30 protein-coding genes are annotated in these 21,865 nt (G+C 52.9%); 28 read left to right on the forward strand and 2 right to left on the reverse strand.

Annotation, left to right across the window (positions count from 1 at the left end; all coding sequences use genetic code 11):
- Position 1: 1 nt before the first annotated feature.
- The 16 genes from ACS0RQ_RS09365 to ACS0RQ_RS09440 are packed head-to-tail and all read left to right on the forward strand — an operon-like array spanning position 2 to position 11,501.
- Entirely contained in the window at positions 2–1,270 is a 1,269-nt protein-coding gene (locus tag ACS0RQ_RS09365) for a DUF2213 domain-containing protein (protein WP_317078816.1), read from the forward strand.
- 10 nt (positions 1,271–1,280) lie between these two features.
- Positions 1,281–1,781 (forward strand): structural cement protein Gp24, encoded by a 501-nt coding sequence (locus ACS0RQ_RS09370; RefSeq protein WP_317078815.1) that lies wholly within the window; start codon positions 1,281–1,283, stop codon positions 1,779–1,781.
- Between the two features lie 11 nt (positions 1,782–1,792).
- Positions 1,793–2,740: a DUF2184 domain-containing protein gene (locus ACS0RQ_RS09375; RefSeq protein WP_317078814.1), complete on the forward strand. Its 948-nt coding sequence runs from the start codon at positions 1,793–1,795 to the stop codon at positions 2,738–2,740.
- 36 nt (positions 2,741–2,776) lie between these two features.
- Positions 2,777–3,100: an STY1053 family phage-associated protein gene (locus ACS0RQ_RS09380; RefSeq protein WP_317078813.1), complete on the forward strand. Its 324-nt coding sequence runs from the start codon at positions 2,777–2,779 to the stop codon at positions 3,098–3,100.
- A 10-nt stretch (positions 3,101–3,110) separates the two neighbouring features.
- Positions 3,111–3,518, forward strand: a complete 408-nt coding sequence (locus ACS0RQ_RS09385) for a DUF4054 domain-containing protein (RefSeq protein WP_317078812.1) — start codon at positions 3,111–3,113, stop codon at positions 3,516–3,518.
- Positions 3,515–4,132, forward strand: coding sequence for a hypothetical protein (locus ACS0RQ_RS09390; RefSeq protein ID WP_317078811.1), 618 nt, complete (start codon positions 3,515–3,517; stop codon positions 4,130–4,132). The genes ACS0RQ_RS09385 and ACS0RQ_RS09390 overlap by 4 nt, the downstream gene beginning before the upstream one ends.
- Positions 4,132–4,536, forward strand: a complete 405-nt coding sequence (locus ACS0RQ_RS09395) for a head-tail adaptor (RefSeq protein WP_317078810.1) — start codon at positions 4,132–4,134, stop codon at positions 4,534–4,536. The genes ACS0RQ_RS09390 and ACS0RQ_RS09395 overlap by 1 nt, the downstream gene beginning before the upstream one ends.
- A complete protein-coding gene (locus ACS0RQ_RS09400) occupies positions 4,529–5,077 on the forward strand; it encodes a phage neck terminator protein (RefSeq protein WP_317078809.1) in 549 nt (182 codons plus the stop codon). Before ACS0RQ_RS09395 ends, ACS0RQ_RS09400 begins: the two co-directional genes overlap by 8 nt.
- Positions 5,078–5,080: 3 nt before the next feature.
- Positions 5,081–6,226: a DUF3383 family protein gene (locus ACS0RQ_RS09405; RefSeq protein ID WP_334634692.1), complete on the forward strand. Its 1,146-nt coding sequence runs from the start codon at positions 5,081–5,083 to the stop codon at positions 6,224–6,226.
- 9 nt (positions 6,227–6,235) lie between these two features.
- Positions 6,236–6,676, forward strand: coding sequence for a DUF3277 family protein (locus ACS0RQ_RS09410; protein WP_334634694.1), 441 nt, complete (start codon positions 6,236–6,238; stop codon positions 6,674–6,676).
- Positions 6,677–6,679: 3 nt separating this feature from the next.
- A complete protein-coding gene (locus ACS0RQ_RS09415; protein WP_334634696.1) occupies positions 6,680–7,123 on the forward strand; it encodes a phage tail assembly chaperone in 444 nt (147 codons plus the stop codon).
- Between the two features lie 11 nt (positions 7,124–7,134).
- Complete coding sequence (locus ACS0RQ_RS09420; RefSeq protein WP_334634704.1) at positions 7,135–7,314, forward strand: DUF6889 family protein; 180 nt, start codon at positions 7,135–7,137, stop codon at positions 7,312–7,314.
- Positions 7,304–9,586 carry a transglycosylase SLT domain-containing protein gene (locus tag ACS0RQ_RS09425; protein WP_334634698.1) on the forward strand — a complete coding sequence of 761 codons (2,283 nt, stop codon included), beginning with the start codon at positions 7,304–7,306 and terminating at the stop codon, positions 9,584–9,586. Before ACS0RQ_RS09420 ends, ACS0RQ_RS09425 begins: the two co-directional genes overlap by 11 nt.
- The gene (locus ACS0RQ_RS09430) at positions 9,586–10,161 is read left to right on the forward strand and encodes a phage baseplate protein (RefSeq protein WP_337259689.1); all 576 of its coding nucleotides are present in this window, start codon (positions 9,586–9,588) and stop codon (positions 10,159–10,161) included. The genes ACS0RQ_RS09425 and ACS0RQ_RS09430 overlap by 1 nt, the downstream gene beginning before the upstream one ends.
- Positions 10,158–10,460: a phage baseplate plug family protein gene (locus ACS0RQ_RS09435; protein WP_334634780.1), complete on the forward strand. Its 303-nt coding sequence runs from the start codon at positions 10,158–10,160 to the stop codon at positions 10,458–10,460. Before ACS0RQ_RS09430 ends, ACS0RQ_RS09435 begins: the two co-directional genes overlap by 4 nt.
- A 6-nt stretch (positions 10,461–10,466) precedes the next feature.
- Positions 10,467–11,501 (forward strand): baseplate hub protein, encoded by a 1,035-nt coding sequence (locus ACS0RQ_RS09440; protein WP_334634782.1) that lies wholly within the window; start codon positions 10,467–10,469, stop codon positions 11,499–11,501.
- 41 nt (positions 11,502–11,542) lie between these two features.
- Here ACS0RQ_RS09440 and ACS0RQ_RS09445 read toward each other — a convergent pair whose 3' ends face one another.
- Positions 11,543–11,731, reverse strand: a complete 189-nt coding sequence (locus ACS0RQ_RS09445; RefSeq protein ID WP_334634784.1) for a hypothetical protein — start codon at positions 11,729–11,731, stop codon at positions 11,543–11,545.
- Positions 11,732–11,872: 141 nt separating this feature from the next.
- On the opposite strand from ACS0RQ_RS09445, the gene ACS0RQ_RS09450 reads away from it, so the two are divergent.
- From ACS0RQ_RS09450 to ACS0RQ_RS09505, 12 genes are all read left to right on the forward strand, one after another.
- On the forward strand, positions 11,873–12,112 hold the full coding sequence (locus tag ACS0RQ_RS09450; RefSeq protein ID WP_334634786.1) for a DUF4282 domain-containing protein: 240 nt from the start codon (positions 11,873–11,875) through the stop codon (positions 12,110–12,112).
- A gap of 59 nt (positions 12,113–12,171) precedes the next feature.
- Positions 12,172–12,924 (forward strand): Gp138 family membrane-puncturing spike protein, encoded by a 753-nt coding sequence (locus ACS0RQ_RS09455; protein WP_334634788.1) that lies wholly within the window; start codon positions 12,172–12,174, stop codon positions 12,922–12,924.
- Complete coding sequence (locus tag ACS0RQ_RS09460; protein WP_334634790.1) at positions 12,924–13,277, forward strand: contractile injection system sheath initiator; 354 nt, start codon at positions 12,924–12,926, stop codon at positions 13,275–13,277. Before ACS0RQ_RS09455 ends, ACS0RQ_RS09460 begins: the two co-directional genes overlap by 1 nt.
- Entirely contained in the window at positions 13,278–14,477 is a 1,200-nt protein-coding gene (locus ACS0RQ_RS09465; RefSeq protein WP_334634792.1) for a baseplate J/gp47 family protein, read from the forward strand.
- Positions 14,474–15,154, forward strand: a complete 681-nt coding sequence (locus tag ACS0RQ_RS09470) for a baseplate wedge 1 family protein (protein WP_334634794.1) — start codon at positions 14,474–14,476, stop codon at positions 15,152–15,154. Before ACS0RQ_RS09465 ends, ACS0RQ_RS09470 begins: the two co-directional genes overlap by 4 nt.
- On the forward strand, positions 15,154–16,461 hold the full coding sequence (locus ACS0RQ_RS09475) for a gp53-like domain-containing protein (protein ID WP_499079305.1): 1,308 nt from the start codon (positions 15,154–15,156) through the stop codon (positions 16,459–16,461). The genes ACS0RQ_RS09470 and ACS0RQ_RS09475 overlap by 1 nt, the downstream gene beginning before the upstream one ends.
- Position 16,462: 1 nt before the next feature.
- Positions 16,463–16,885 carry a tail assembly chaperone gene (locus ACS0RQ_RS09480; protein WP_334633550.1) on the forward strand — a complete coding sequence of 141 codons (423 nt, stop codon included), beginning with the start codon at positions 16,463–16,465 and terminating at the stop codon, positions 16,883–16,885.
- A 15-nt stretch (positions 16,886–16,900) separates the two neighbouring features.
- Positions 16,901–17,083, forward strand: a complete 183-nt coding sequence (locus tag ACS0RQ_RS09485) for a hypothetical protein (protein ID WP_317078596.1) — start codon at positions 16,901–16,903, stop codon at positions 17,081–17,083.
- Positions 17,084–17,490: 407 nt separating this feature from the next.
- Complete coding sequence (dacD, locus tag ACS0RQ_RS09490) at positions 17,491–18,654, forward strand: serine-type D-Ala-D-Ala carboxypeptidase DacD (protein WP_041851928.1); 1,164 nt, start codon at positions 17,491–17,493, stop codon at positions 18,652–18,654.
- A 110-nt stretch (positions 18,655–18,764) separates the two neighbouring features.
- The gene (gene sbmC, locus ACS0RQ_RS09495) at positions 18,765–19,238 is read left to right on the forward strand and encodes a DNA gyrase inhibitor SbmC (protein ID WP_271850643.1); all 474 of its coding nucleotides are present in this window, start codon (positions 18,765–18,767) and stop codon (positions 19,236–19,238) included.
- Positions 19,239–19,381: 143 nt separating this feature from the next.
- Complete coding sequence (locus tag ACS0RQ_RS09500) at positions 19,382–20,440, forward strand: FUSC family protein (protein ID WP_271850642.1); 1,059 nt, start codon at positions 19,382–19,384, stop codon at positions 20,438–20,440.
- 162 nt (positions 20,441–20,602) lie between these two features.
- The gene (locus tag ACS0RQ_RS09505) at positions 20,603–20,938 is read left to right on the forward strand and encodes a DUF496 family protein (protein ID WP_041851925.1); all 336 of its coding nucleotides are present in this window, start codon (positions 20,603–20,605) and stop codon (positions 20,936–20,938) included.
- Between the two features lie 26 nt (positions 20,939–20,964).
- On the opposite strand, the gene ACS0RQ_RS09510 is transcribed toward ACS0RQ_RS09505, so the two are convergent.
- A complete protein-coding gene (locus tag ACS0RQ_RS09510) occupies positions 20,965–21,831 on the reverse strand; it encodes an L-threonine kinase (protein ID WP_271850641.1) in 867 nt (288 codons plus the stop codon).
- Positions 21,832–21,865 lie beyond the last annotated feature (34 nt).

Below are 21,865 nucleotides of genomic sequence, written 5' to 3' on the forward strand. Positions count from 1 at the left end.
CATGCAATATTTTTTCACTACCCGCCTGGGTGAGACGCGGTTTCTCACCGCTGACGGATCCTTGCTGTGTAAAGACGTCCCGATAGCCCGAACCGGCACGCAGGTTTATCTGCCGGAAGAAATCGACCTTGAGCCTGACGCCAGCGGCACCGTGACTGTCTGGCGCACAGAGGATGAGGTTTTCTCTCCCGAGACCATGGCGAGCTTTGAGGGTGTCGCGGTAACCCTGGGACATCCGGAAGGGCCGGGGGGAGAGATTATTTTCGTTAACCCCTCCAACTTTGCCGAACTGTCCCACGGGCATATCCAGAACGTGCGCCGAGGTACCGGAGACAAGTCAGATCTGCTGCTGTCCGACGTGCTGGTTAAGCGCCAGGAGGCCATCGACGCAATAAACAGCGGCCTGACTGATGTGAGCTGCGGCTACGACGCACAGTACAAACAACTCGCTCCGGGTAAGGGGCGGCAATACCAAATCACCGGAAACCATCTGGCCGTAGGCATCCCTAAAGGCCGTGCCGGTGCCGTGTGTGCAATCGGGGATTCAGCCCCATCCATCAAAAAGGAGAAGCCAATGTCTTGGCTGAAAAAAGTGGCTCAGGCCATCAAAACGAAAGATGAGGATGCGCTTAATAAACTCATCGACGAAGCGCCGGACATGCCTTCTGACGGCATGAGTTCTATCCCCGGCAGTTCAACCATCAACATCAATATCCCGTCACAGGCCACATCGCTACCCCCGGAAAACCGCACCACTACGGACGACAGCCCCGGCGTGACTACCGAACCGGGTAAAACAGCAGATGACGACGCCCCGGCGTGGGCCCAGGCGCTGATTGCCCGTATCGAAAAGCTGGAAGGTAAAACCACGGACGAAGACCCGAATAACAAAACGGGTGATGAAGATGCCGAGGAAGATAAGAAGGTGACCTGCGATGCGGCATTTAAACGCAACATTATTGCCGACGCAGAAATCCTGATCCCCGGATTCCAGCCGAACGGCGACAAATCACTGAAACGCCAGGTACTGAATCAGGCCGTGCGTACAGGTGACAGCCTGAAAGCGTTTGGTATCTCTGATTTCAGTAAAGTGCCAAAAGCGACCGTAGATGCAGTTTTCAGCGCTGCGGTGGAAATGCAAAAAACCAAAAACCACATCATGCCGCCATCGGTAACCACGCGCACAACTGACGGCGCGGTCAACACCAAAGGCATGTCTCCGGCACAGCTTAACCAGCTCAACGCCAATTTCTGGAAACGTAATAAATAAGGTGATCGACATGGGTGGAAAAGCCTACCTCGAACGCATGCCGCTTGGCATTCCTGGTGCAATTACGCGCCCGCGTGACTGCACAATTGAGCCGGTATCTCTTGACCCGGCAAACCTTTTCTCCGGATTCGGTCTGGCGGGTAAGTTCGTTAATAACAATTTCGTCCCGCTGGCAGCAGGCGACGATGTGAGCGTTGTGAAGGGTATTTTTGTGCGCCCGTTCCCGATCATGTCGCAGACAGATATTGCCTATCTCGGCGTAACCACCACTCAGGTGGGCGACAAACTGGCGCGCGGTTACATCTGCGTAAAAGCGCCAGCTACTGCCGCGACGGCTAAACGCGGTGATCCGGTATATGTCCGCGTTGCCGCACCGACAGCATCCAGCCCGCTGGGTTCTTTGCTGCTGACCGCAGACGCCACAGCATCCAACACGCCGCAACTCACCAAAGCCGAAGTTATGGGGCCAGGTGATCCAACCGGCCTTGTTGAAATCGCTTACAACATTTAAGGAAAAGCCAGATGTTTACAATTGACAGAGCTACTGCTGACGCGGCTGGCGTATTCCTCGTTGGGGAACTGGAGCGTCTCGATCAGACGCTTAATCTGCCGCTGGTATCGTATAAGTGGTCCCGCGACATGCCATTGCGTAGTGATGTATCTATCGCTGATGAAGTGTCGTCTTACACCAACACCGATTTTGCTGGTGTGGGTGGCCCGAATCCGAACGGCATCAACTGGATCGGCAAAGAATCTACCGCCGTGCCGGGTATTAATCTGGACATCGACAAAACACCACAGCCATTGCGCCCGTGGGGTATTGAACTGGGCTGGTCTGTACTGGAACTGGCCGCTGCTCAGAAAGTGGGACGCCCCATTGATGCGCAGAAGTACGATGCGATGCAGATGAAATGGAATATGGATACCGACCAGGTGGTATACATCGGTGATCCACAGGCGGGTTTCAACGGCATGCTGAACCTTTCCGGTGTGACTCCCATCGCGGCAGCGGCAGCATGGACGGCAACCACTGATCCCGACGTCATTGTTCAGGACGTTAACCTCCTGCTCAACGATGCCTGGGTACGTTCCGGCTATGCGGTATGCCCCGGTAAGATCGGCCTCGCGCCTGAACTGTTCAGTCTTTGCGTAAGCAAAAAAGTGTCCTCTGCGGGCAATATCTCCGTACTGGAATTCCTGAAAATCAACACGATTTCATTCCAGGAAAACGGCGAGCCGCTGGAGATTGTCTCCATGAAATGGGCGTCAAAACGGGGTACCGGCGGCGCACATCGCATTGTTGCATACACCCAGGCAGAAAAATTCATTCGCTTCCCTATGGTTCCGTTGCTGAATACGCCGCTGGAATATCGAGGTCTGTTCCAGCTCACGAACTACTACGGACGCCTGGGCCAGGTCGAAACGCCGTACATCAACACCATTTCCTACCTGGACGTTCCGGCATCCTGATAATGGCGGGGAAACCCGCCTCACTGGAGTTTTCGCATGAAATACATCGTTACGGGCTCGGCGAATCTGCGGTTCGCTGATGGCACTTCCTTTTCTCTCACGCCGGGGATTCATGACGATTTCCCGGAAGAGGTAAAGGCGCATTGGGCCTTCTCGCATCACGCTGAGAAAATCACCGATGATGCGGCAGCAGTGCATTTTGTAGGTGAGGAAGACCTCAAAGCGCAACTGGCGGCACTGACGGAAACCAATGCAGAACTGACACAGCAACTGACCGCTCGGGATACCGAACTGGAAGATCTCAAAGCGCAACTGGCGGCACTGAACGCTGATAAAAGCGGGAAGACTGACAAAAAATAGGTGATGAAAAATGCCTAAAAATGACCTGCTTCCTTCCATCCAGCAATTCCGCACTGACTATCCAGAGTTTGCAAACGAAACCCGCTATCCGGACCCGATTATCAGTCGCGCACTGAGACAGGCGGATGCAATCCTTGATCAGAATATCCAGGGCAGCCAGTTTGTTGAGCTCGCAGAATTGTGTGCGGCGCATTACACCGAACTGGGCGGTAAAACACTGGCCGCGTCTGCTGCTGGGGGTGTGAGTACTGCTGGCGGCGGTGTGCTGACATCAAAATCCGTGGATAAGGTGTCAGCCAGCTACGACGTATCGGGGATTGTCGATCCTGATGCTGGTTTCTGGAACAACACAAGTTTCGGGCGCGAGTTCTTCTGGTGGTGGTCGATGTACGGCGCGGGCGGGAGACAGTTGTTATGAAAAACGGCCTGACGGTAACGACTGATAATGCTGATGCGGTACTTGCTGCACTGGCGAAACTCTCCGGTATGGATGTGCTTGTCGGCATACCGGAGGGCAACGCCGCGCGCGAGGATGGAGCTCCTTATAACAACGCGGAGTTGGGCTATTTGCAATCAGTGGGAGCAACAATTCAGATCCCTGAGCACACCACGACTATTTATCGTCAGGTTGATGCTAACGGAGATTTGAAAAACGATGGTCGTTTCGTGAAAGCCAGGAAAAGCAACCTTGCTACTACGCATACCGTACCCGCTCAAACAGTGACGTTACCGCCCAGGCCTTTTCTGGACATCGGCATTGAAGATACGCAGGAGCGCACAACGGCACACCTTAAGGCCGCGGCACAGTATGCATTGGAAGGTAAGGCGGAAGGTGCAGAGCGTGAACTGGAACGCGCCGGGATTATCGCCTCTGATGGAGCAAAGGCGGTTATTTCGACTGGTGACCGCCTCACTCCACTTTCGGAGAAAACGCTCAAAGCCCGTCGCGCTCAGGGGTTACCCGGAGACAAGCCGCTTTGGGCTCACGGCTATCTGTTGCGCTCGATCACCTACGTCGTGAGGAAAAAATAATGCCGTTTCTCGATATGTCTGATGTCCTGATGGATCCGGATTTCCTTGATACGTCGCTGGTTTGCCATCGGCAGATTCAGACGCGTGACGCCGACAATTTTCCAGTTAACACGCCGCAGGATTTCCCGTTTTCCGGGATTGTGACTGTTGACCGTTCGCTGGAAGCGAAACGTATGACGGCAGGGCAGAACATCAACGGTGCAATCCTCATCGTGACGCAGTTCCGGCTTACCCAGGGGCAGGCGCAAACGGACATAAACCAGAGCCTTGATGCCGACATTGTGACGTACAGCGGGCGCGACTATCGCGTGACGTTTGTCGACCCGTACACGCGTTACGGTACAGGTTTTGTCCAGGCACATTGCGAGCTACTGGACTTTGACGGAGGTTCGCCGATTGAGTAACGACAGCACATCACCGGGATACCTGACGCCCGTCGGCGCAGAGCCTGATTATGACCAGGAACTGGAGCGGCAGATAAGCCGCTGGATTCGGGGTGTTACAGGCCTGGATGCAGATCAGGTTTATCCGCGCTGGACCGACCCGCAAGCCAGTATCCCGAAAAATGGCATAACGTGGGCTGCATTCGGCATAACGACAATGCCACGGGAGAATATGCCTGCTGAAATTCAGATCAGCGACGAACAGAGCGAGCAATGGTCATGGGAACAGGTCACGGTACTTGCCTGTTTCTACGGCCCGCAAGGTGCTGCCATGGCTGCGCGGTTTCGTGACGGTTTATACGTTGAACAGAACAACACAACGTTGCGGACTGCTGCCGGACTGTCGCTGGTGGACAATGGTCAGATCTACAACCTGCCGGAGTTAATCAATAACCAGTGGGTGCGCCGGTATGACATCACGGTGACGCTGCAGCGCAAAAACACCCGAAACTTCAATATCAAAACCATCCAGTCAGCCCCCGTACAATTCTTCGGAGATTAAGTTATGGCACAGGGTTTACCTGTCTCAAACGTCGTTAACGTCGACGTGATCATGGCGCCAACGGCGGCCACTGGTCGAAATTTTGGCGCACTGTTGATCCTCGGCACATCCACGGTGATTCCGGTAACTGAGCGCATCCGCCAGTATTCCAGCATTGAGGACATTGGTACCGATTTTGGCACTGATTCGCCGGAGTATGCTGCCGCTACGGTCTTCTTTTCTCAGTCACCAAAACCAACCATGGTACTGATTGGCCGCTGGGCGAAAACGCTCGCATCGGGTGAGACGGGAACGGTTGAGACAATGATTGCTGCGGTCAATGCCTGCCTCCAGTACACCAACTGGTACGGACTGGCGATTGCCGACAGTGCCGCACTGGTGGATGCTGACGTGCTTTCCGTTGCTGGTGCGATTGAGGCATCCAGCCTGAGCCGTATTCTGGCGGTGACGACCAGTGACGTTAAAACACTGACTGCGGGTGACACGACCAACCTCGGCTACAAACTGAAAACGGCTGGCTACGCGCGCACCTTCTGGCAGTACAGTTCGTCCAGCAAGTATGCGGCAATTTCCGCGTTTGGCCGTGCGTTTACGGTGAATTTCACGGGCAGCAATACCACCATTACCCTGAAATTCAAACAGGAGCCGGGCATCACCTACGAAACGCTGACGCTGGCGCAGGCAAACGCCATCGATGCGATCAACGGTAACGTCTTCGTCTATTACCAGAACGATACCGCCATCATCCAGCAGGGTGTAATGGCTAACGGTGATTTCTTCGATGAGCGCCACGGCCTCGACTGGCTGCAGAACTACGTGCAGACCAACCTGTATAACCTGCTCTATACCAGCACCACCAAAATTCCACAGACCGACGCTGGCGTTACCCGCCTGCTGACTAACGTCGAGCAGTCTATGGATCAGGCGGTGACTAACGGGCTGGTGGCGGCTGGTGTGTGGAATGGTGGCCCGATTGGTCAACTGGCCCCCGGCGACACGCTGACGAAAGGGTATTACGTCTATGCGCAGCCGATTTCAGAGCAGGCGCAGGCAAACCGTGAAGCCCGCAAATCACCGCTCATTCAGGTGGCCTGTAAGCTCGCTGGCGCAGTGCATTACGCAGACGTTCAGATCAACGTTGTTCGATAAGGGGAAACCATGGCTACTTATTCTTTTATGGACGTCACGGCGACACTGGCTGGCCCGACGGGTGATATTGACCTGGGCTACGGTTCAGCCAACGCCGAAGAGGGCATTACTGTCACAATGACAGAAGCCAAAAACACCATGACCGTCGGTGCTGATGGTGAAGTAATGCATTCACTGCATGCTGGCAAAGCGGGAACTATTACAGTCACCCTGCTGAAAACGTCCCCGGTCAACAAAAAGCTGTCGCTGGCCTACAACGCACAGTCGCTTTCATCTTCCCTCTGGGGAAACAACGTGATTCTGGTGCGTAACCACGTCTCCGGGGATACCACTGTCGCGCGTACTGTGGCCTTTCAGAAACAGCCCGATCATGCTAACGCAAAAGTCGGCGCGACCGTTTCCTGGGTATTTGACTGCGGCAAAATCGACCAGACGTTAGGGGAATTTTAATAGATGGAATTTACGATCAACGGCGTGGATTACCGCGCCACTAAGCTGAGTGTGTTTGACCAGTTGAAAGTCTGCCGGAAATTACTGCCTGTACTGTCCAGTATCGTCCCTGACCTGGCTAAGTTGCGTGAAACAGCGGCAGCGACGGCGGGTGACCGGGAAAAAACCTCTCAGGTGATCGGTACTATCCTGCCGAAAATTGCTGACGTGGTGGCCGGGATGCCCGAAGAGGACGTGAACGCAATCCTGCATCCCTGCCTGTCAGTCGTCAGCCGCCAGTCAATCGCCAAAAACTGGACGCCTGTTTTCAGTAACGGTGAACTGATGTTCGACGATATTGACCTGTTTACCATGCTGAATATCGCTGGCCGGGTGGCAGCCGATAACCTGGGAAATTTTTTGCCCGTACCCCCTACGAGCGTGACGCAGGACCAGCAGTCAGCCTGACGCTAAACACCCTGCCGGACGGTGAAGATTTCCTGCGCCGTCCGGTTCAAGCGGGCTATATCCCCTACACCGCATTGCTTGACGGTTCCGTTGACCTGGCGGACATCGCACGCATGAACGACTGGATCGACGTTAAAGCCGATAACGATATGCGCATTGAGCGCTGGGAGAGAGAAAACAGTGAACACTGAAACAATTAAATCGTTCCTGATCTCCCTTGGGTTCGATATCGACGGTGCTGGTGCCGCGAAATTTGACGCCACAATTCTGGGTGTAACCAAATCTGTTATTAAACTGGGTGCGGTGGTTGAGGGCGCGGCTCTGTCAGTGGTGGCGTTTACCACTAAAATAGCGGCGGGACTGGACGATCTGTATTGGGCATCACAGCGCACCGGCGCGACGGTCGCAGGTATCCAGTCTCTCGGGTATGCAGCATCACAAACAGGGGGCAGCGTTGCTGCCGCGCGTGGTTCGCTGGAGGGGCTCGCCCGGTTCCTGCGCAGCAATCCCGGCGGTGAGGGGTTCCTGAACCGTCTGGGCGTGGAGACCCGCGACGCCAGCGGACAGGCTCGCAGCCTGGAGGCTGTATTCACGGGGCTGGGACAAAAACTCAGCACCATGCCGTATTACCGGGCTAACCAGTACGCACAGATGCTCGGCATTGATGAAAACACCCTGATGGCGATGCGCCGTGGCATGGGTGAGTTTACCGCGCAGTATAACGCCATGAAAAAGGCTATCGGGTTTAATCCTGATGCTGCTGCAGCGAGCAGCAATCGCTTTATGACCTCAATGCGCGCGTTCGGCGAAATGGCGGGCATGGCGCGGGATAAAATCGGTTCCAGCCTGACTGACGGGCTGGCGGGCTCTATTGACCGCCTGCGTAAGCAGATTCTGGACAATTTCCCGAAAATTGAGAAGGCAATGACTGCCGTTATCAAGGGGATCCTCTGGCTGGGTGATGTGGTTGGCCGCGTTGTCTACCGGCTGATTCAGGCGGCGGGCGGCATCATCGACTGGTGGAATTCGCTCGATAAATCCACGCAGCGGGTGATTGAGGTGCTGGGTGCGCTGGTGGTCGCATGGAAGGTGCTCAACAGTGCGTTCATCAAATCCCCCATTGGCATAATTATCGCGCTGGCGGCGGCGCTGGGCGCGCTGATTGAGGATTACGTCACCTGGAAAGAAGGTGGCAAGTCGCTTATCGACTGGAGTAAATGGCAACCGGATATTGAATATGCCATGAAAGGCATTAAGAGTCTGGGCGGTGACTTCGGTGATCTTTATGACAAGGTCTCCGAGCTGGGTAGCGCCCTTGTCGATGCAGGAAAGGCCTTTCTCGAATTCCTAAACATCGACACCTCGCATTTTTCCGGTAAATGGCTTTTCGACCAGATAATCGAGTCGGTCCGCAGTACCATCAAATATATTGGTGCGCTGGTCGATGTGATGAAAAAACTGGTTAAAGGCGATTTCTCCGGCGCGTGGGATTCGATGGTCGACGCGGCGAAAATCCTTGCCGACAGCCCTGTTGCAAAAGGTGTGACAAAAGTCGCTGTCGGTCTGGCTGATAAAGCAGTCGATGCTGCCAGGAAATACCTGCCGGAATGGATGGGGGGTAAACCAGCAGAATCAGAGACTGAACCAGAACAGCACGCGCAGTCCGTTAAAAATCCCCAACTGGATACGCTAAACAGGACGCAGGCAGATTCACGTCAGGATGCAGCGAAAAGCCGTCAGGAACGCAACGCAGCATCTTCTATGGCTAACACATGGCTGGGCCGTATTTCGCTGGGTATTCAGCAACTACATGATGCGCTGGCTCCACAGCAAACTGAGGGGAATATAGGCGAGCAGGCACCGTATCTGATGCGTGGTCAGCAGGAAGGAACTCCTCCTGTCAAAGTCCCGCAACCGACGAAAGAAGGTGCCGCGCTTCTGGGCTGGATGCGTCCGGCGCTGGCGAATCTGGAACGCCTTTATAACCTGCCTGCCGGCTTATTGCGTAGCGTTGCGCTCGCTGAATCTGGCGGAGATCAGTTTGCCACCTCGAAAGCAGGCGCGCAGGGCATGTTTCAGTTTATGCCTGACACGGCTAAGGACCTGGGCCTTAAGGGCAATGATGCATTCGACCCGATGAAATCCGCCGATGCAGCAGCTCGCTATCTCAGTCAGTTACTGCGCCGCAGCGGTGGTGACCTGAATAAAGCCCTGGCCTCCTACAACTGGGGTATGGGCAATGTCGAGAAATACGGGATGGGCCTGTTGCCGCGCGAAACCCGGGAATACGTCCCCAAGGTTATGAGCAATATGCCGCAGGCGGCCAGCCCGTCTTACAACCAGCAAACCACCATCAATATTCACGGCGTTACCGACCCCCGGGAGGCTGGAAATATTGTGGCCGGTAAACAGCAGGGCATCATGTCTAACGGTATTCAGCAACTCACCACAGGGCCGCGTTAATGGATATTTTGTCGACACTGCTCAGGCTGCAAAGCCGAAAGATAGGGGTGATTATTCCGGATGTGGTTGTTTCTGAAAAGCACAGCGACGCTCTGGAGATAACGGAACATCCCGTGGAAACTGGCGCGGCAATATCCGATCACGCCTACAAGCGACCGTCTGAGGTGGTGATGGAAGTCGGCTTTGCTGGTGGCGGTGCGTTGCTTGATTTCGCCAGCAGCCTGACCAGTACGTCATTGCTGGGTATGAGTCCACGCGAAACGTATCAAAAGCTGCTGGATCTGCAATCCAGTCGCACCCCGTTTGATGTGGTGACCGGGAAGCGCATTTATAAAAATATGCTGATCCGGTCGCTGGAAGTGAATACGGATAAAGCCACGGAAAACGTGTTATCTGCGGTGATTTCATTGCGAGAGGTGATCATCACTTCAACCCAGACGGTGCAGGTTGCCGATAAATCCGAGATGCAAAAGGCGGTGGAAACGTCTCAGGTGCAGAACGCCGGAACTAAATCGACGATACCTGGTGATGATGCATCATTTCTGCAAAAACTGATCTGGTGGTGGAATAAATGACGGTCAATGAAATACCTCTATCGCCCGATAATCAGCAATTCGCTATCACGCTGGCAGGAACAACCTACCGGATGCGCATTATCTGGCGTGATCCGGTCTGGTGTCTGGATCTGATGCACAGCGATAAAACGCCGCTGGCGTTGAATCTGCCTCTGGTTACCGGAGCTGAATTACTGGCTCAGTATTCGTATCTGAATCTCGGTTTTAAACTGGCGGTGGTTTGCGATATCCCCGGACAGGAATACCCGACAAAAACAGATTTAGGTATCACCAGTCACCTCTACGCTGTTACGGAGTGAATAGCCATGTCAAAAAACTGGATGCGGCATTTTGAGTTACTGCTGCTGGATAAAGACGGAAATGGCATTAAATTCTCTGACCTGAAAGTTACTTTTCAGATCCAGAAAATGCCAGCGACTATTTTTAATGGATTTGTCGGGAATTTTAAGGTTTATAACCTTTCTGATGAAACTCAGAATCGAATTAAAAGCAATGAATTTTCACGAGTTCAGGTCATTGCTGGTTATGACGGAAACCCAGATGAGTCTGGTAATTACCCTGATCGCAATGTAGGGTTGATTTTCAACGGTGATATTCGCTTTACCATTTCAGGGCGCGATAACCCTACTGACACATGGGTGCTGATTCAGTGCATTGATGCCTGGGAAGGGCATCTTAAGTCGAGCGTGAAAACCACGGTTGCTGCTGACTGGAAGTACGATCAGTTGTTCAGTCTCGGTATGGAATCCTATAAACCCTACGGTATTACGACTGGCACTATCCCTGAATTTCCTGCAACTGTGTTTCCGCGCGGGCGTGTGCTTTACCAGAACTCATCGGAACTGATGAACAGTATTGCCAGACAGTGCAATGGCAACTGGTGGTATGAAAATAACCAGGTAAATATCGTTCCGGATGATAAGTACATTGAGGAAGCGATTGTACTCAACAGCCAGACAGGTTTGATCGGCATGCCGCAGCAGACGATGGGGGCCGGGGTTAACGTTCGCTGCCTGATTAATCCGAACATTAAGCTGGGTGGACTGATTCGTCTGGATCAGGCGTCAGTGTACCGCGCATCCCTCAGTAACGAGCAGATAGGTAAGTCGCCTTCAAGGCTTGGAGAAAGCACCACTGAGGGCAATATCTATGTTGATGGCATTCCGGATAAGGGGCAGCTTAGTGCTATTAACGCTGATGGTGATTACATCGTAGGTAGTATTGATTATACTGGCGATACGCGGGGGCAGGCGTGGTACATGGACCTGCTTTGCCTGGCTAAAGGGGCGGCAGAGCTTCAGTCGCAATCCACCATCGCAAAAACGACAACAGCATCATGAAAAATATCATTGTTTTTTCATTTCTGATTTTTTCACTGCCTTCACTGGCAACGGTGACCTGCACAAAAACGATAACCGGTACGACTTATTGCACAGGTACTGACAGCGCTGGTCGCACAGTGGATACTCAGACCACAACGACCATTACCGGTACAACTACGACGACCGGTAAAGAGGGTGACAGGCAGGTTAATCGTGAATGTCACACCACCGTAACAGGCACGACGCATTGCGACTAAATCTACCCCTTAAAACAGGTGTAGGGGTTTAATTCCGAGGGATGGTGTACCTATGCCGGTGCAGAGTGATATAACTTATTTGCTGGTTTAATTCAGCCTCTGGTAATTATCACATACAGCAAGGAAAGTTATATGATCGGTTTTGATAATCTAATTACACCCAAGATACTCTCTGCTTTATATATCATCACGGTAATACTTCTTCTCATTGTTTCGGTTGTTGCTATGGTGAATGGCAATGTGGCTGCTGCCATTATAGGAATTGTTCTGGCCGTTTTTTGCCGGATATTCTTTGAATGCATTATGGTTTCTTTCAAAAATAACGAATATCTGCGCAGGATAACAGAAGCGCTTGAAAGAAAAACCGATTAAAAGAAATCTTCCAACATAACCCGGCCATCGCGTCGGGTTTTTTATTGCCCGGAGAAAACATGCCCGCTTCACTAAACTCCCAAATCGGCAGTAAGGAGCAGTACAACGCCGAGCTAGTCCAAAAAGTTTTTTCCACGCTGAAAGTCGCCATGCCCGGAGTTATCGAATCGTTTGATCCTGACTCTGTGACCGCCTCTGTTCGCCCCGCAATAAAAGGTTATGACGGCGGTACAGAAGATGATGGCTGGATTGAACTGCCGCTGCTGGTGGACGTGCCTGTAATTTTTCCGCGTGGTGGTGGCTGCACGCTGACGTTCCCGGTCAAAGCGGGTGATGAATGCCTGCTAATTTTTGGTGACCGCTGCATTGATTTCTGGTGGCAGAACGGCGGCATACAGAAGCCGGTAGACCTGCGTATGCATGACCTGTCTGACGCATTCGCCATTGTCGGCCCACAATCGCAGGCACACAAAATAATCGGTATCAGTACCAGCGCTGCACAACTGCGCACTGATGACGGGGCTGCGTTTGTAGAAGTGGCCGCCGGGCATGCCATTACCGTTAAAACGCCTGGTAAACTGACGGCCAACGCCGACGGTGGTACCGAGATTACCTCTCCGACCATTGTACTGAACGGCAACGTCACGATTAACGGCAATCTGTCGCAGGGCATGGGTGCCAGTGGCGGCAGCGCGACAATGCGCGGCCCAGTGACTGTGATAAACGACGTTACCGCGGGTGGTAAGAGCCTGATGACGCACACGCATGGCGGTGTGCAGAGAGGTGGATCTAGTACGGATGGGCCTAACTAATGCGATACCGGCGAGAAGATGATAACGGTGAGTACACCTTTGGTCAGGGGGATGACACCTGGCTGATTAATTCACCGGAAGCGGTGGCGCAGGCCATCAAAACCCGGTTCGAACTGCGGTACGGGCAGTGGTTCCTCGATACGACCACAGGCACACCGTGGATACAGTCCGTACTGGGCAAACAGAAACCCGAGATTTACAACCTCGCCATTCGCCAGCGCATTCTGGAAACGGCAGGCGTCAGCTCAATTACCGCATTCGATACCACGGTGAACACCTCAACCCGGCGTGTGTCGTTCACCGCGACGGTAGAAACAATCTACGGAACAACGACAGTAACCAGCGAGGCATAAATGTCCCTCAATCTCGATACGCTGGGTTTATCGGCAACGATAACCGCCCAGGGGATTAGTGCGCCTGATTATCAGACAATCCTTTCCACTATCACCGGGTATTTCCAGCAGATTTACGGTACCGATGCTTATCTGGATCCCGACAGCAAAGACGGTCAGATGGTGGCGCTGGTGGCGCTGGCCATTCACGACGCCAACACGACGGCTATTGGCGTGTACAACAGCTTTTCTCCGTCTACAGCGCTCAGCGACGCGCTATCACGCAATGTCAAAATTAACGGCATTGCGCGTAAGGGGGAGACGCGTTCTACAGTTGACCTGCTTCTTACCTGCACCCCGGGAACCACCATTACCAACGGTTCGGCGAAGGATACTAACGGCATTATCTGGAATCTCCCGGCATCGGTTTCTGTTGACGTTGACAGTACGGTAACAGTCACGGCCATTTGCGCGACCAGCGGCGCAGTAGCAGCGGTCGCAGGCAGCATAACGGGTATTAACACGCCGACGCGCGGCTGGCTGACGGTGACAAACCCATTAGCGGCTACCGTGGGCGCCGCGGCAGAAACCGATGCCGAATTGCGTGTACGCCAGGGGCAAAGCGTGGCATTGCCATCCCTTACCCCGTTCGATGCAGTTGATGGCGCGCTGGCGAATATTTCCGGCGTAACCCGTCACAAGCTGTATGAAAACGATACTGGCTCGGTGGATATTAACGGGCTGCCCGCTCACTCCATTTCGGCCATTGTCGACGGTGGTGACGCAACCACGATTGCTCAGACCGTTCGTGGCAAAAAGGGCCAGGGCGTCGCAACCTACGGCACAACCACTATCGTTGTCCCGGATGCCTGGGGAAATCCACACCCGACATCTTTTTCCCGTCCGGTTAACGTGCCGATTTATGTCGCCATCACTATCCGCGTATTTGCAGGCTATACGTCGCTGATTGGTGACCAGATCAAAGCGGCCATTGCTGACTACATCAACTCACTGAAAATTGGTGATGATGTGCTTCTGAGCCGTGTTTACTCGCCAGCTAACCTCGGTGTCGTGAGCGGAGGAAATTCCCGCTATTACGATATAACCAGCCTGCAGATCGGGAAAACAGCGGGCAGCGTGGCGGCTGCCAATATTGATATCGGTTATGCGGAAGCGGCCAGTTGCTTAACTGCAAATATCGCTCTCACGGTGACGTCATGAGCAAATACACCGACCTGATTACCAATTATCACGCCACAAAGCCCCTTTTCTTCCAGCACGTCGATTTGTCAACACGTCCGCTTCTGGATACCAGCACTACGTTAAACCGCCTGGTGACGGCATTTGATATTGATACTGCGGTGGGAGTGCAACTTGACATTCTGGGGGAATGGATAGGGCGTAGCCGGTATGTGGCTGTCCCTATCTCAGGCATTTTCTTTTCCTGGGATACGGACGGGCTCGGCTACGACCAGGGCGTCTGGCAAGGGCCATATGACCCGGATTCAGGGTATACCGCACTGAGTGATGAAACTTATCGAATCATCCTCAAAGCAAAAATCGCAATCAACAACTGGGACGGAACGAACGATACGTTACCGCCCATCCTTGATGCCGCTCTGGCAGGTTCCGGTCTGACAATGCAGATCGTTGATAACCAGGACATGACTATCTCTATCTGGGTTTTCCCGGAAGTGGATATCGCCAGCGTCTCTCTGGAACTCATTGCTGCCATCAAGCAGGGATACCTGACGATTAAGGCGGCGGGGGTATGGGGAGGATCAATTCAGATACCCACGATTGAAACACCATCCGATGGAAACCGCTTTTTTGGTTTTGACATGGATAACGAATACATAGCGGGTTTCGATACCGGCGCATGGGGGACTTTACTGTAATGGCAACAAATAACTTTAAACCATTTGCTACAGGCGCCGGGGCGAACGTAACACCCCAGGCGGATTATGAAGCACTGACGGCGTTACTGACAGGGTTTCAGTCCGGAAAGGCCAGCTCTGCGCAGGTTAACAAGGCTATCCGGCAGGCAACGTTTGTTGCGGCAGCGCTGGCGCAATACATGACCAATAAAACCGGTCAGGATGTACTTGATAACGGCGATATAGCTGCGTTCATTACCAAAATGGCAGCGGCGTTCGGCCATGATTTTCAGGCGCTTGATGCCGGGCTGACCTCTCTGGCGGCGCTGGTCGGTGCTGCTGACACACTGCCATATTTTACAGGCCTGGATACGTTTTCGTTGACCTCCCTGACGTCGGTCGGACGTAACCTTATTAGTCAGACATCCATTGCAAACGCGCTTTTTTACCTGCAGGGAGCACCAATTAACTCCCCGTCGTTTACGGGGACACCGTTTGCCCCGACAGCAGCGGCTGGAACGAACAATACGCAAATCGCAACCACGCAGTTTGCTCAGTCGTTGATTACTGCATTGCTGGACGGCGCCCCAACCGCGCTAAACACGCTGAATAAAATCGCGTCAGCAATTAATAACGACCCGATTTATGCCGCTAACGTCAATGCTGCTCTTGCTCTGAAAGCGCCACTGGCAAACCCGGCTCTGACAGGAACGCCAACCGCGCCGACTGCGTCGGCTGCCACCAATAATACCCAGATCGCGACGACTGCGTTCGCGCAGGCGCTGATCTCTGCTCTTATCGGTGGCGCTCCTACGGGCCTGAATACCCTTAACAAAATTGCGACGGCGATTAATAACGATTCCTCATTTGCAACCAACGTTAATGCTGCGCTAAACCTGAAAGCACCGCTGGCCAGCCCCGCATTAACCGGATCTCCGACAGCACCAACCGCCACTGCTGGTGATAACTCAACATTGCTGGCAACGACGGCTTTTGTTACGGCTGCACTTACTGCGTTTCTGCCTAAACGATCATTCGGTCTGAATGACTTCATCCGCATTCCCGACGTGCCTGGCGGCCTGATTTTCCAGTGGGGGACAACTGCCGGTACCGGGTCAGATGGTCTAATCACAACCACATTACCGACAACATTCCCGAACGGGAACGGAATTTGCGCCGTTTGTGCATATTACAGCGGCAGCCGGAACGCGATTACAACGCAGGTTGCGTCTATTACTCAGACCACAATTCAGTTATTTGCGTCAGTCTCTTCAACTGGCGCAGCCGCGCCAGGAGCTGCAATCCGTTACTTTGTACTGGGGTATTAATATGGAAAGTGTTTATTTTTCGCCGTCATTACTGTCATTCATTCCTGCCAGATGGAAAGACGACGGCACTTACACAACTGAGACCTGGCCCGCAGATGCGGTACTGATTACAGACGAAGTGGCTCAGACTTTCTGGAAGCAAACTCCACCAGATGGCAAGCAACTCGGCGCGGTTGATGGCGAGCCATCCTGGGTCGATATTCCGCAACCGCCAAACTCAGAGCTTCTGAAAATAGCCCTGCAAAACCTGACCATTCAGTATCAGGCCGATATTGAATCGCTAAATCGCGCGTGGCTGGCTGCTGCGGTTGCCGATGGTACAACCGAGAGCGCCAAAAAAAGCGCTGTTGTTTCTCAGATTGCAGCACGAAAAACGCAGTACGCATCAGATCGCGCGGCAGTGATTGCGCAATATCCCGTTTAAAATAAGGATCTCATAATGGCAGATAAAACCACCACGACTACGACTCAAGAAAGCCCGGTAGTCGAGGAAGGCAATGCTCAGGCGCAGATAGTAAAATTTTGCCCTATTTGTGGATCGCAGATGTATCAGGGGATGCGTTACGGATTGCTGTGCTGGATTTGTCCCGACCCCGACTGTGATTTCATCATTCCGATTTAAACGGAAAAAAGGAAGCCCGCTTCGGCGGGTTTTCTATCCGACGTTTGAAGTATTGTCGAGTGGCGTTTGATTTTTTGAGTACAATAATTAGTACAATTTCAATATTTAAATTGTATTAATTATTTAAAAACAAAGTGATAGATATCACTGTGCGTAGTCATGGAAAAGAAATGTGGGCGTTGCCGTTGAATCAGACACCTGAGCTCATCCTGTTGATCAATAACCTGCCTATGGTAAACCATTGCGTCGCATCTTCCGAAGGAAAACGCGTTGCAGAGCGCTATTCGGGAGCAAGATCCAGGACGCAAAAAATGACTCTCGTCACATTTGTTTGCAATTTGTCCCAGTATCGACATATTAAGTTGCGTAAAAAGAACGGCTAATTTCACGTAAATGAGGATATTTCTTTGAAATGCCGTTTGTTTTTTGCCTTCTCCCTTTTGTCCGCGACAATCCATTGCGCGTTGGCAGATGATATGCCGATTTCTCCCCAGCCGCCGGAAATTCAGGCGGGCTCATGGGTCTTAATGGATTACACCACCGGGCAGATCCTCACTGCAGGCAATGAACATCAGCAGCGTAATCCGGCCAGCCTGACCAAGCTGATGACTGGCTATGTTGTGGATCGCGCCATCGACAGCCACCGTATCAGCGCCAGCGATGTGGTGACGGTAGGTAAGGATGCCTGGGCGCGAGGGAATCCGGTCTTTGACGGCTCTTCATTAATGTTCCTGAAAGCCGGGGATCGCGTAACGGTGCGCGACCTGAGCCGCGGGCTGATTGTCGATTCCGGCAACGATGCCTGCGTCGCGCTGGCCGATTATGTAGCGGGAAGCCAGCCGCAGTTCGTCAGCATGATGAACGACTATGTGCAAAAGCTAAATTTGCGTGATACCCATTTTGAAACGGTACATGGCCTGGACGCGCCCGGCCAGCACAGTTCGGCATATGATCTGGCGGTGCTTTCCCGCGCCATTATCAGCGGTGAGCCGGATTTTTATCATATGTACAGTGAGAAAAGCCTGACCTGGAACGGTATCACCCAGCAGAACCGTAATGGGCTGCTGTGGGATTCATCATTGAATGTTGATGGCCTGAAAACCGGGCATACCTCGGGTGCCGGTTTTAACCTGATAGCATCAAGCGTTGATGGGCAGCGTCGCCTGATTGCGGTTGTGATGGGGGCGGAAAGCCCGAAAGGCCGTGAAGACCAGGCGCGGAAGTTGCTGCACTGGGGCCAGCAAAATTTTGATACCGTGCAGATTCTGCAGAAAGGTAAAAAAGTTGGCAGCGAGCGTATCTGGTATGGCGATAAGGAACAGATGACGGTCGGTACCGACCAGGATCTTTGGCTGGCGCTGCCGAAAGCGGAACTCCCGAATATCAAAGCACGCTATGTCATAGACGCTAAAGAGCTCGAAGCCCCGCTTGCCGCTCATCAGCGCGTGGGCGAAATCCAGCTTTACGATCGTGACAAAGTGGTGGCGCACTTGCCGCTGGTGACGCTGGATGATGTCGGTAAGGGTGGCTTGTTCTCGCGGTTGAGCGACTATCTGCACCACAAAGCCTGATGATGCGGACTGGCTGTGACGCGAGTCTGCTCACATAATTGATCTGTTGTGAGTGCCCGGTTTCGATGATTTCACTACACTGTACAAATAAACAGTGAAGGGAGGGTAACATGGCATACACCGTAAGACAGGTTGATAAGCGCACTATCGCCGGGTTTCATCTGGTTGGCCCCTGGGATGTCACCGTCAAGAAAGGGTTCGAGCAGTTAGCGATGTGGGTTAACGGTAAACAGATTCAGACTCAGGAATGGATCACGGTTTACTATGACAATCCCGATGACGTTCCCGCGGAAAAGTTGCGTGCTGATGTGGTTGTTTCGGTTCCGGCTGATTTCGTCATTCCTGAAAACAGTGAAGGGGTGATGCGTACTGAGATTCCGGCAGGCCTGAACGCAGTGGCACGTGCTCGCGTCTATAACGAAGAGTTCGAACAGGCGTGGGATGCTTTTTTTGATGAATTGATGGCAGACGAGCAGTATCAGATTGCTTTACGCCCCTGTTTTGAAGTCTATCTGAATTCAGCGCAGGAGGATGGCTACTGGGAAATCGATATGTACATTCCCGTAGAACCAAAAGTGCTCTGATCGTAAACGTTTAAAGGGTTCACTGTTCAATCTGTACACGCGGATTTTAAGCAGTGAACCCTTTTTTTGTTCTAAACAGTGACCTTTGCCGCAGAAAGATCGCTACAATTGCGCCTTCGTTGTTTTTTGACTGGAGAGCGGGTGTGCGTCCCGACAAATCACTCAGTCCTTTTGAGATCCGTCTTTACCGACATTATCGCGTGGTTCACGGCGTACGTATTGCGCTTGCTTTTATCCTGACCTTTTTGTTGGTTCGTCTGCTCAATGTACCCGAGGGCACCTGGCCACTCATCACCCTGGTGGTGATCATGGGGCCGATTTCATTCTGGGGAAATGTGGTTCCCAGAGCATTTGAGCGCATTGGTGGCACAATCTGTGGCTCTGTGTTGGGGCTTGTCGCACTTAAGCTTGAGCTGATCTCCCTTCCGCTGATGGTGATGTGGTGTGCGGGAGCCATGTTCCTCTGTGGCTGGCTGGCGCTGGGTAAAAAGCCCTATCAGGCATTGCTTATCGGTATCACGCTGTCGGTGGTGGTTGGCGCGCCGGCCGGGGATATGAATACGGCGTTGTGGCGAAGTGGCGACGTCATTTTTGGCTCGTTACTGGCAATGCTGTTCACCGGTATCTGGCCGCAGCGAGCCTTCCTGCACTGGCGTATCCAAATGGCGAACTACGTTACCGCCTTTAACCGGGTTTATCAGGCCGGTTTTTCGCGTAACCTCGTTGAGCGCCCGAGGCTGGAAAGGCATCTGCAAAAAATACTCAATGATGTGGTGAAAATGCGCGGCCTGATTACACCCGCCAGTAAAGAGACGCATATCCAGAAACCCATTTTTGAAGCGATTCAAACCGTAAGCCGCAATATGGTGTGTGTGCTGGAACTGCAAATGAACGCGCACTGGGCATCCCGCGCCAGCCACTTCGTTATGCTCAACGCCAGTACGTTGCGTGAAACGCAGCAAATGACGCAGCAGACGCTGTTGACTATCGTTCATGCGCTCTATGAAGGAAATCCGCAACCGATTCTGGCCAATACGGAAAAACTGACTGACATTGTGACGGAATTGCGCGACCTGCTCCGCGATCATCAGGGCGATGCGTTGGCAGAGAATTCGATTCACGGCTATGTGTGGCTGAGCATGGAACTGGCACGGCAACTGGAGTTGATGTCACATTTAATGTGTCGGGCGCTGCGCAAATAAGCTTCACACAATTCGGAAAAACAGTCAGGCTGTTTCGATTCAGCCCAATTTGGGGTTATGATAGAGAAAAGGATAAAATCATTGTCATCAGCAACAGCTAAAAGTAAGGTCTTAGGCGGTTGCTTTAACGAATCCGAATCTCACATTAGCAGGGGTATCAAAATGGAAACAAGTAAGCCTTCATTCCAGGACGTTCTGGAGTTTGTTCGTCTGTTCCGTCGTAAGAATAAACTGCAGCGCGAAATCCAGGATGTTGAGAAAAAGATCCGTGATAACCAGAAACGTGTACTGCTGCTGGACAACCTGAGCGACTATATCAAGCCGGGTATGAGCGTTGAAGCTATCCAGGGCATTATCGCCAGCATGAAAAGCGATTACGAAGACCGCGTTGATGATTACATCATCAAAAACGCCGAGATTTCCAAAGAACGCCGTGAGATCTCCAAGAAACTGAAAACAATGGGTGAGCAGAAACCCGTTGAGCCAAAAGAAGAGTAATCACTCTGACGGTGAGAGGGCCTCTCTCACCGTTCTCTTACTCCGCCTTCCACCATGCGCAACAGATGTTGTTGCGGCCAGTGCTGTTGCAATGCAGATTTACTCAGTAACGCGCGTACTTTCGCCAAATCATGACGTTGTCTGTCCAGAAATAAGCCCACAACGCTACCGCTATGGGCGACGTTCAGCCCATACAAATCGCACTGTTCCACTATCCCCATCAGTGAATTAAAACCCGGCTTAGGCAGCAGTGTCTGGCTTGCCATGGCACTTTGCGATGCCGCCTCGCCCAGTAGTGCCGGATCGTTTGTCACGCAGGCGCGCTGCACTTTACGCCAGGCGCTGTCGAGAGCATCGGCGTTGGTCATCAGCGCGGCCTGTCGGGGCAGGCGATGATAATCTTCTGTGCGAAGCGTTAACGGGCTTTCCAGTAATAAGACATCGAGGGTGGGAACACGCTCACAGGAGATCCGTGTTTGTGCGGTGTTGTGATCAAATAACGTCAACGAGCGAAAAACGGTGCTGTCGGTGGGTTCCAGCGCGACGCAAAGCTGAGAAAGGGTGATGTCATCAAGCGTAAACCCAAGATGACGTGATGTGGCAACCGCTGTGGCTGCGATATCTGCGGTACTGCTCGCCATCCCTTTGGCAACGGGAATGGTTGAGCGACAGGCAATGCGGATTTCATCACTTAATGCAGCAGGTAGCTGCCAGTGTGCCAGCACCTGTTTTACCATCGCTCGTACCAGGGGGCGTTCAGCAGGCACTGGCGCACCGGCTGTGACTTCAACCTCGCTATACCAGTCGATCGGGCAGGAAACCAGCTTTTCACTGCCCAGGATCCATCCCTGAATGATTTCGCCGCAGGATGCGGGACACTGTGCCAGCGCCAAGTTCAACCTCTCATTGTGGTGCGTAACGTCAGGA

This window comes from Phytobacter diazotrophicus (assembly GCF_052061655.1).
Taxonomy (GTDB): Bacteria; Pseudomonadota; Gammaproteobacteria; order Enterobacterales; family Enterobacteriaceae; genus Phytobacter; species Phytobacter diazotrophicus.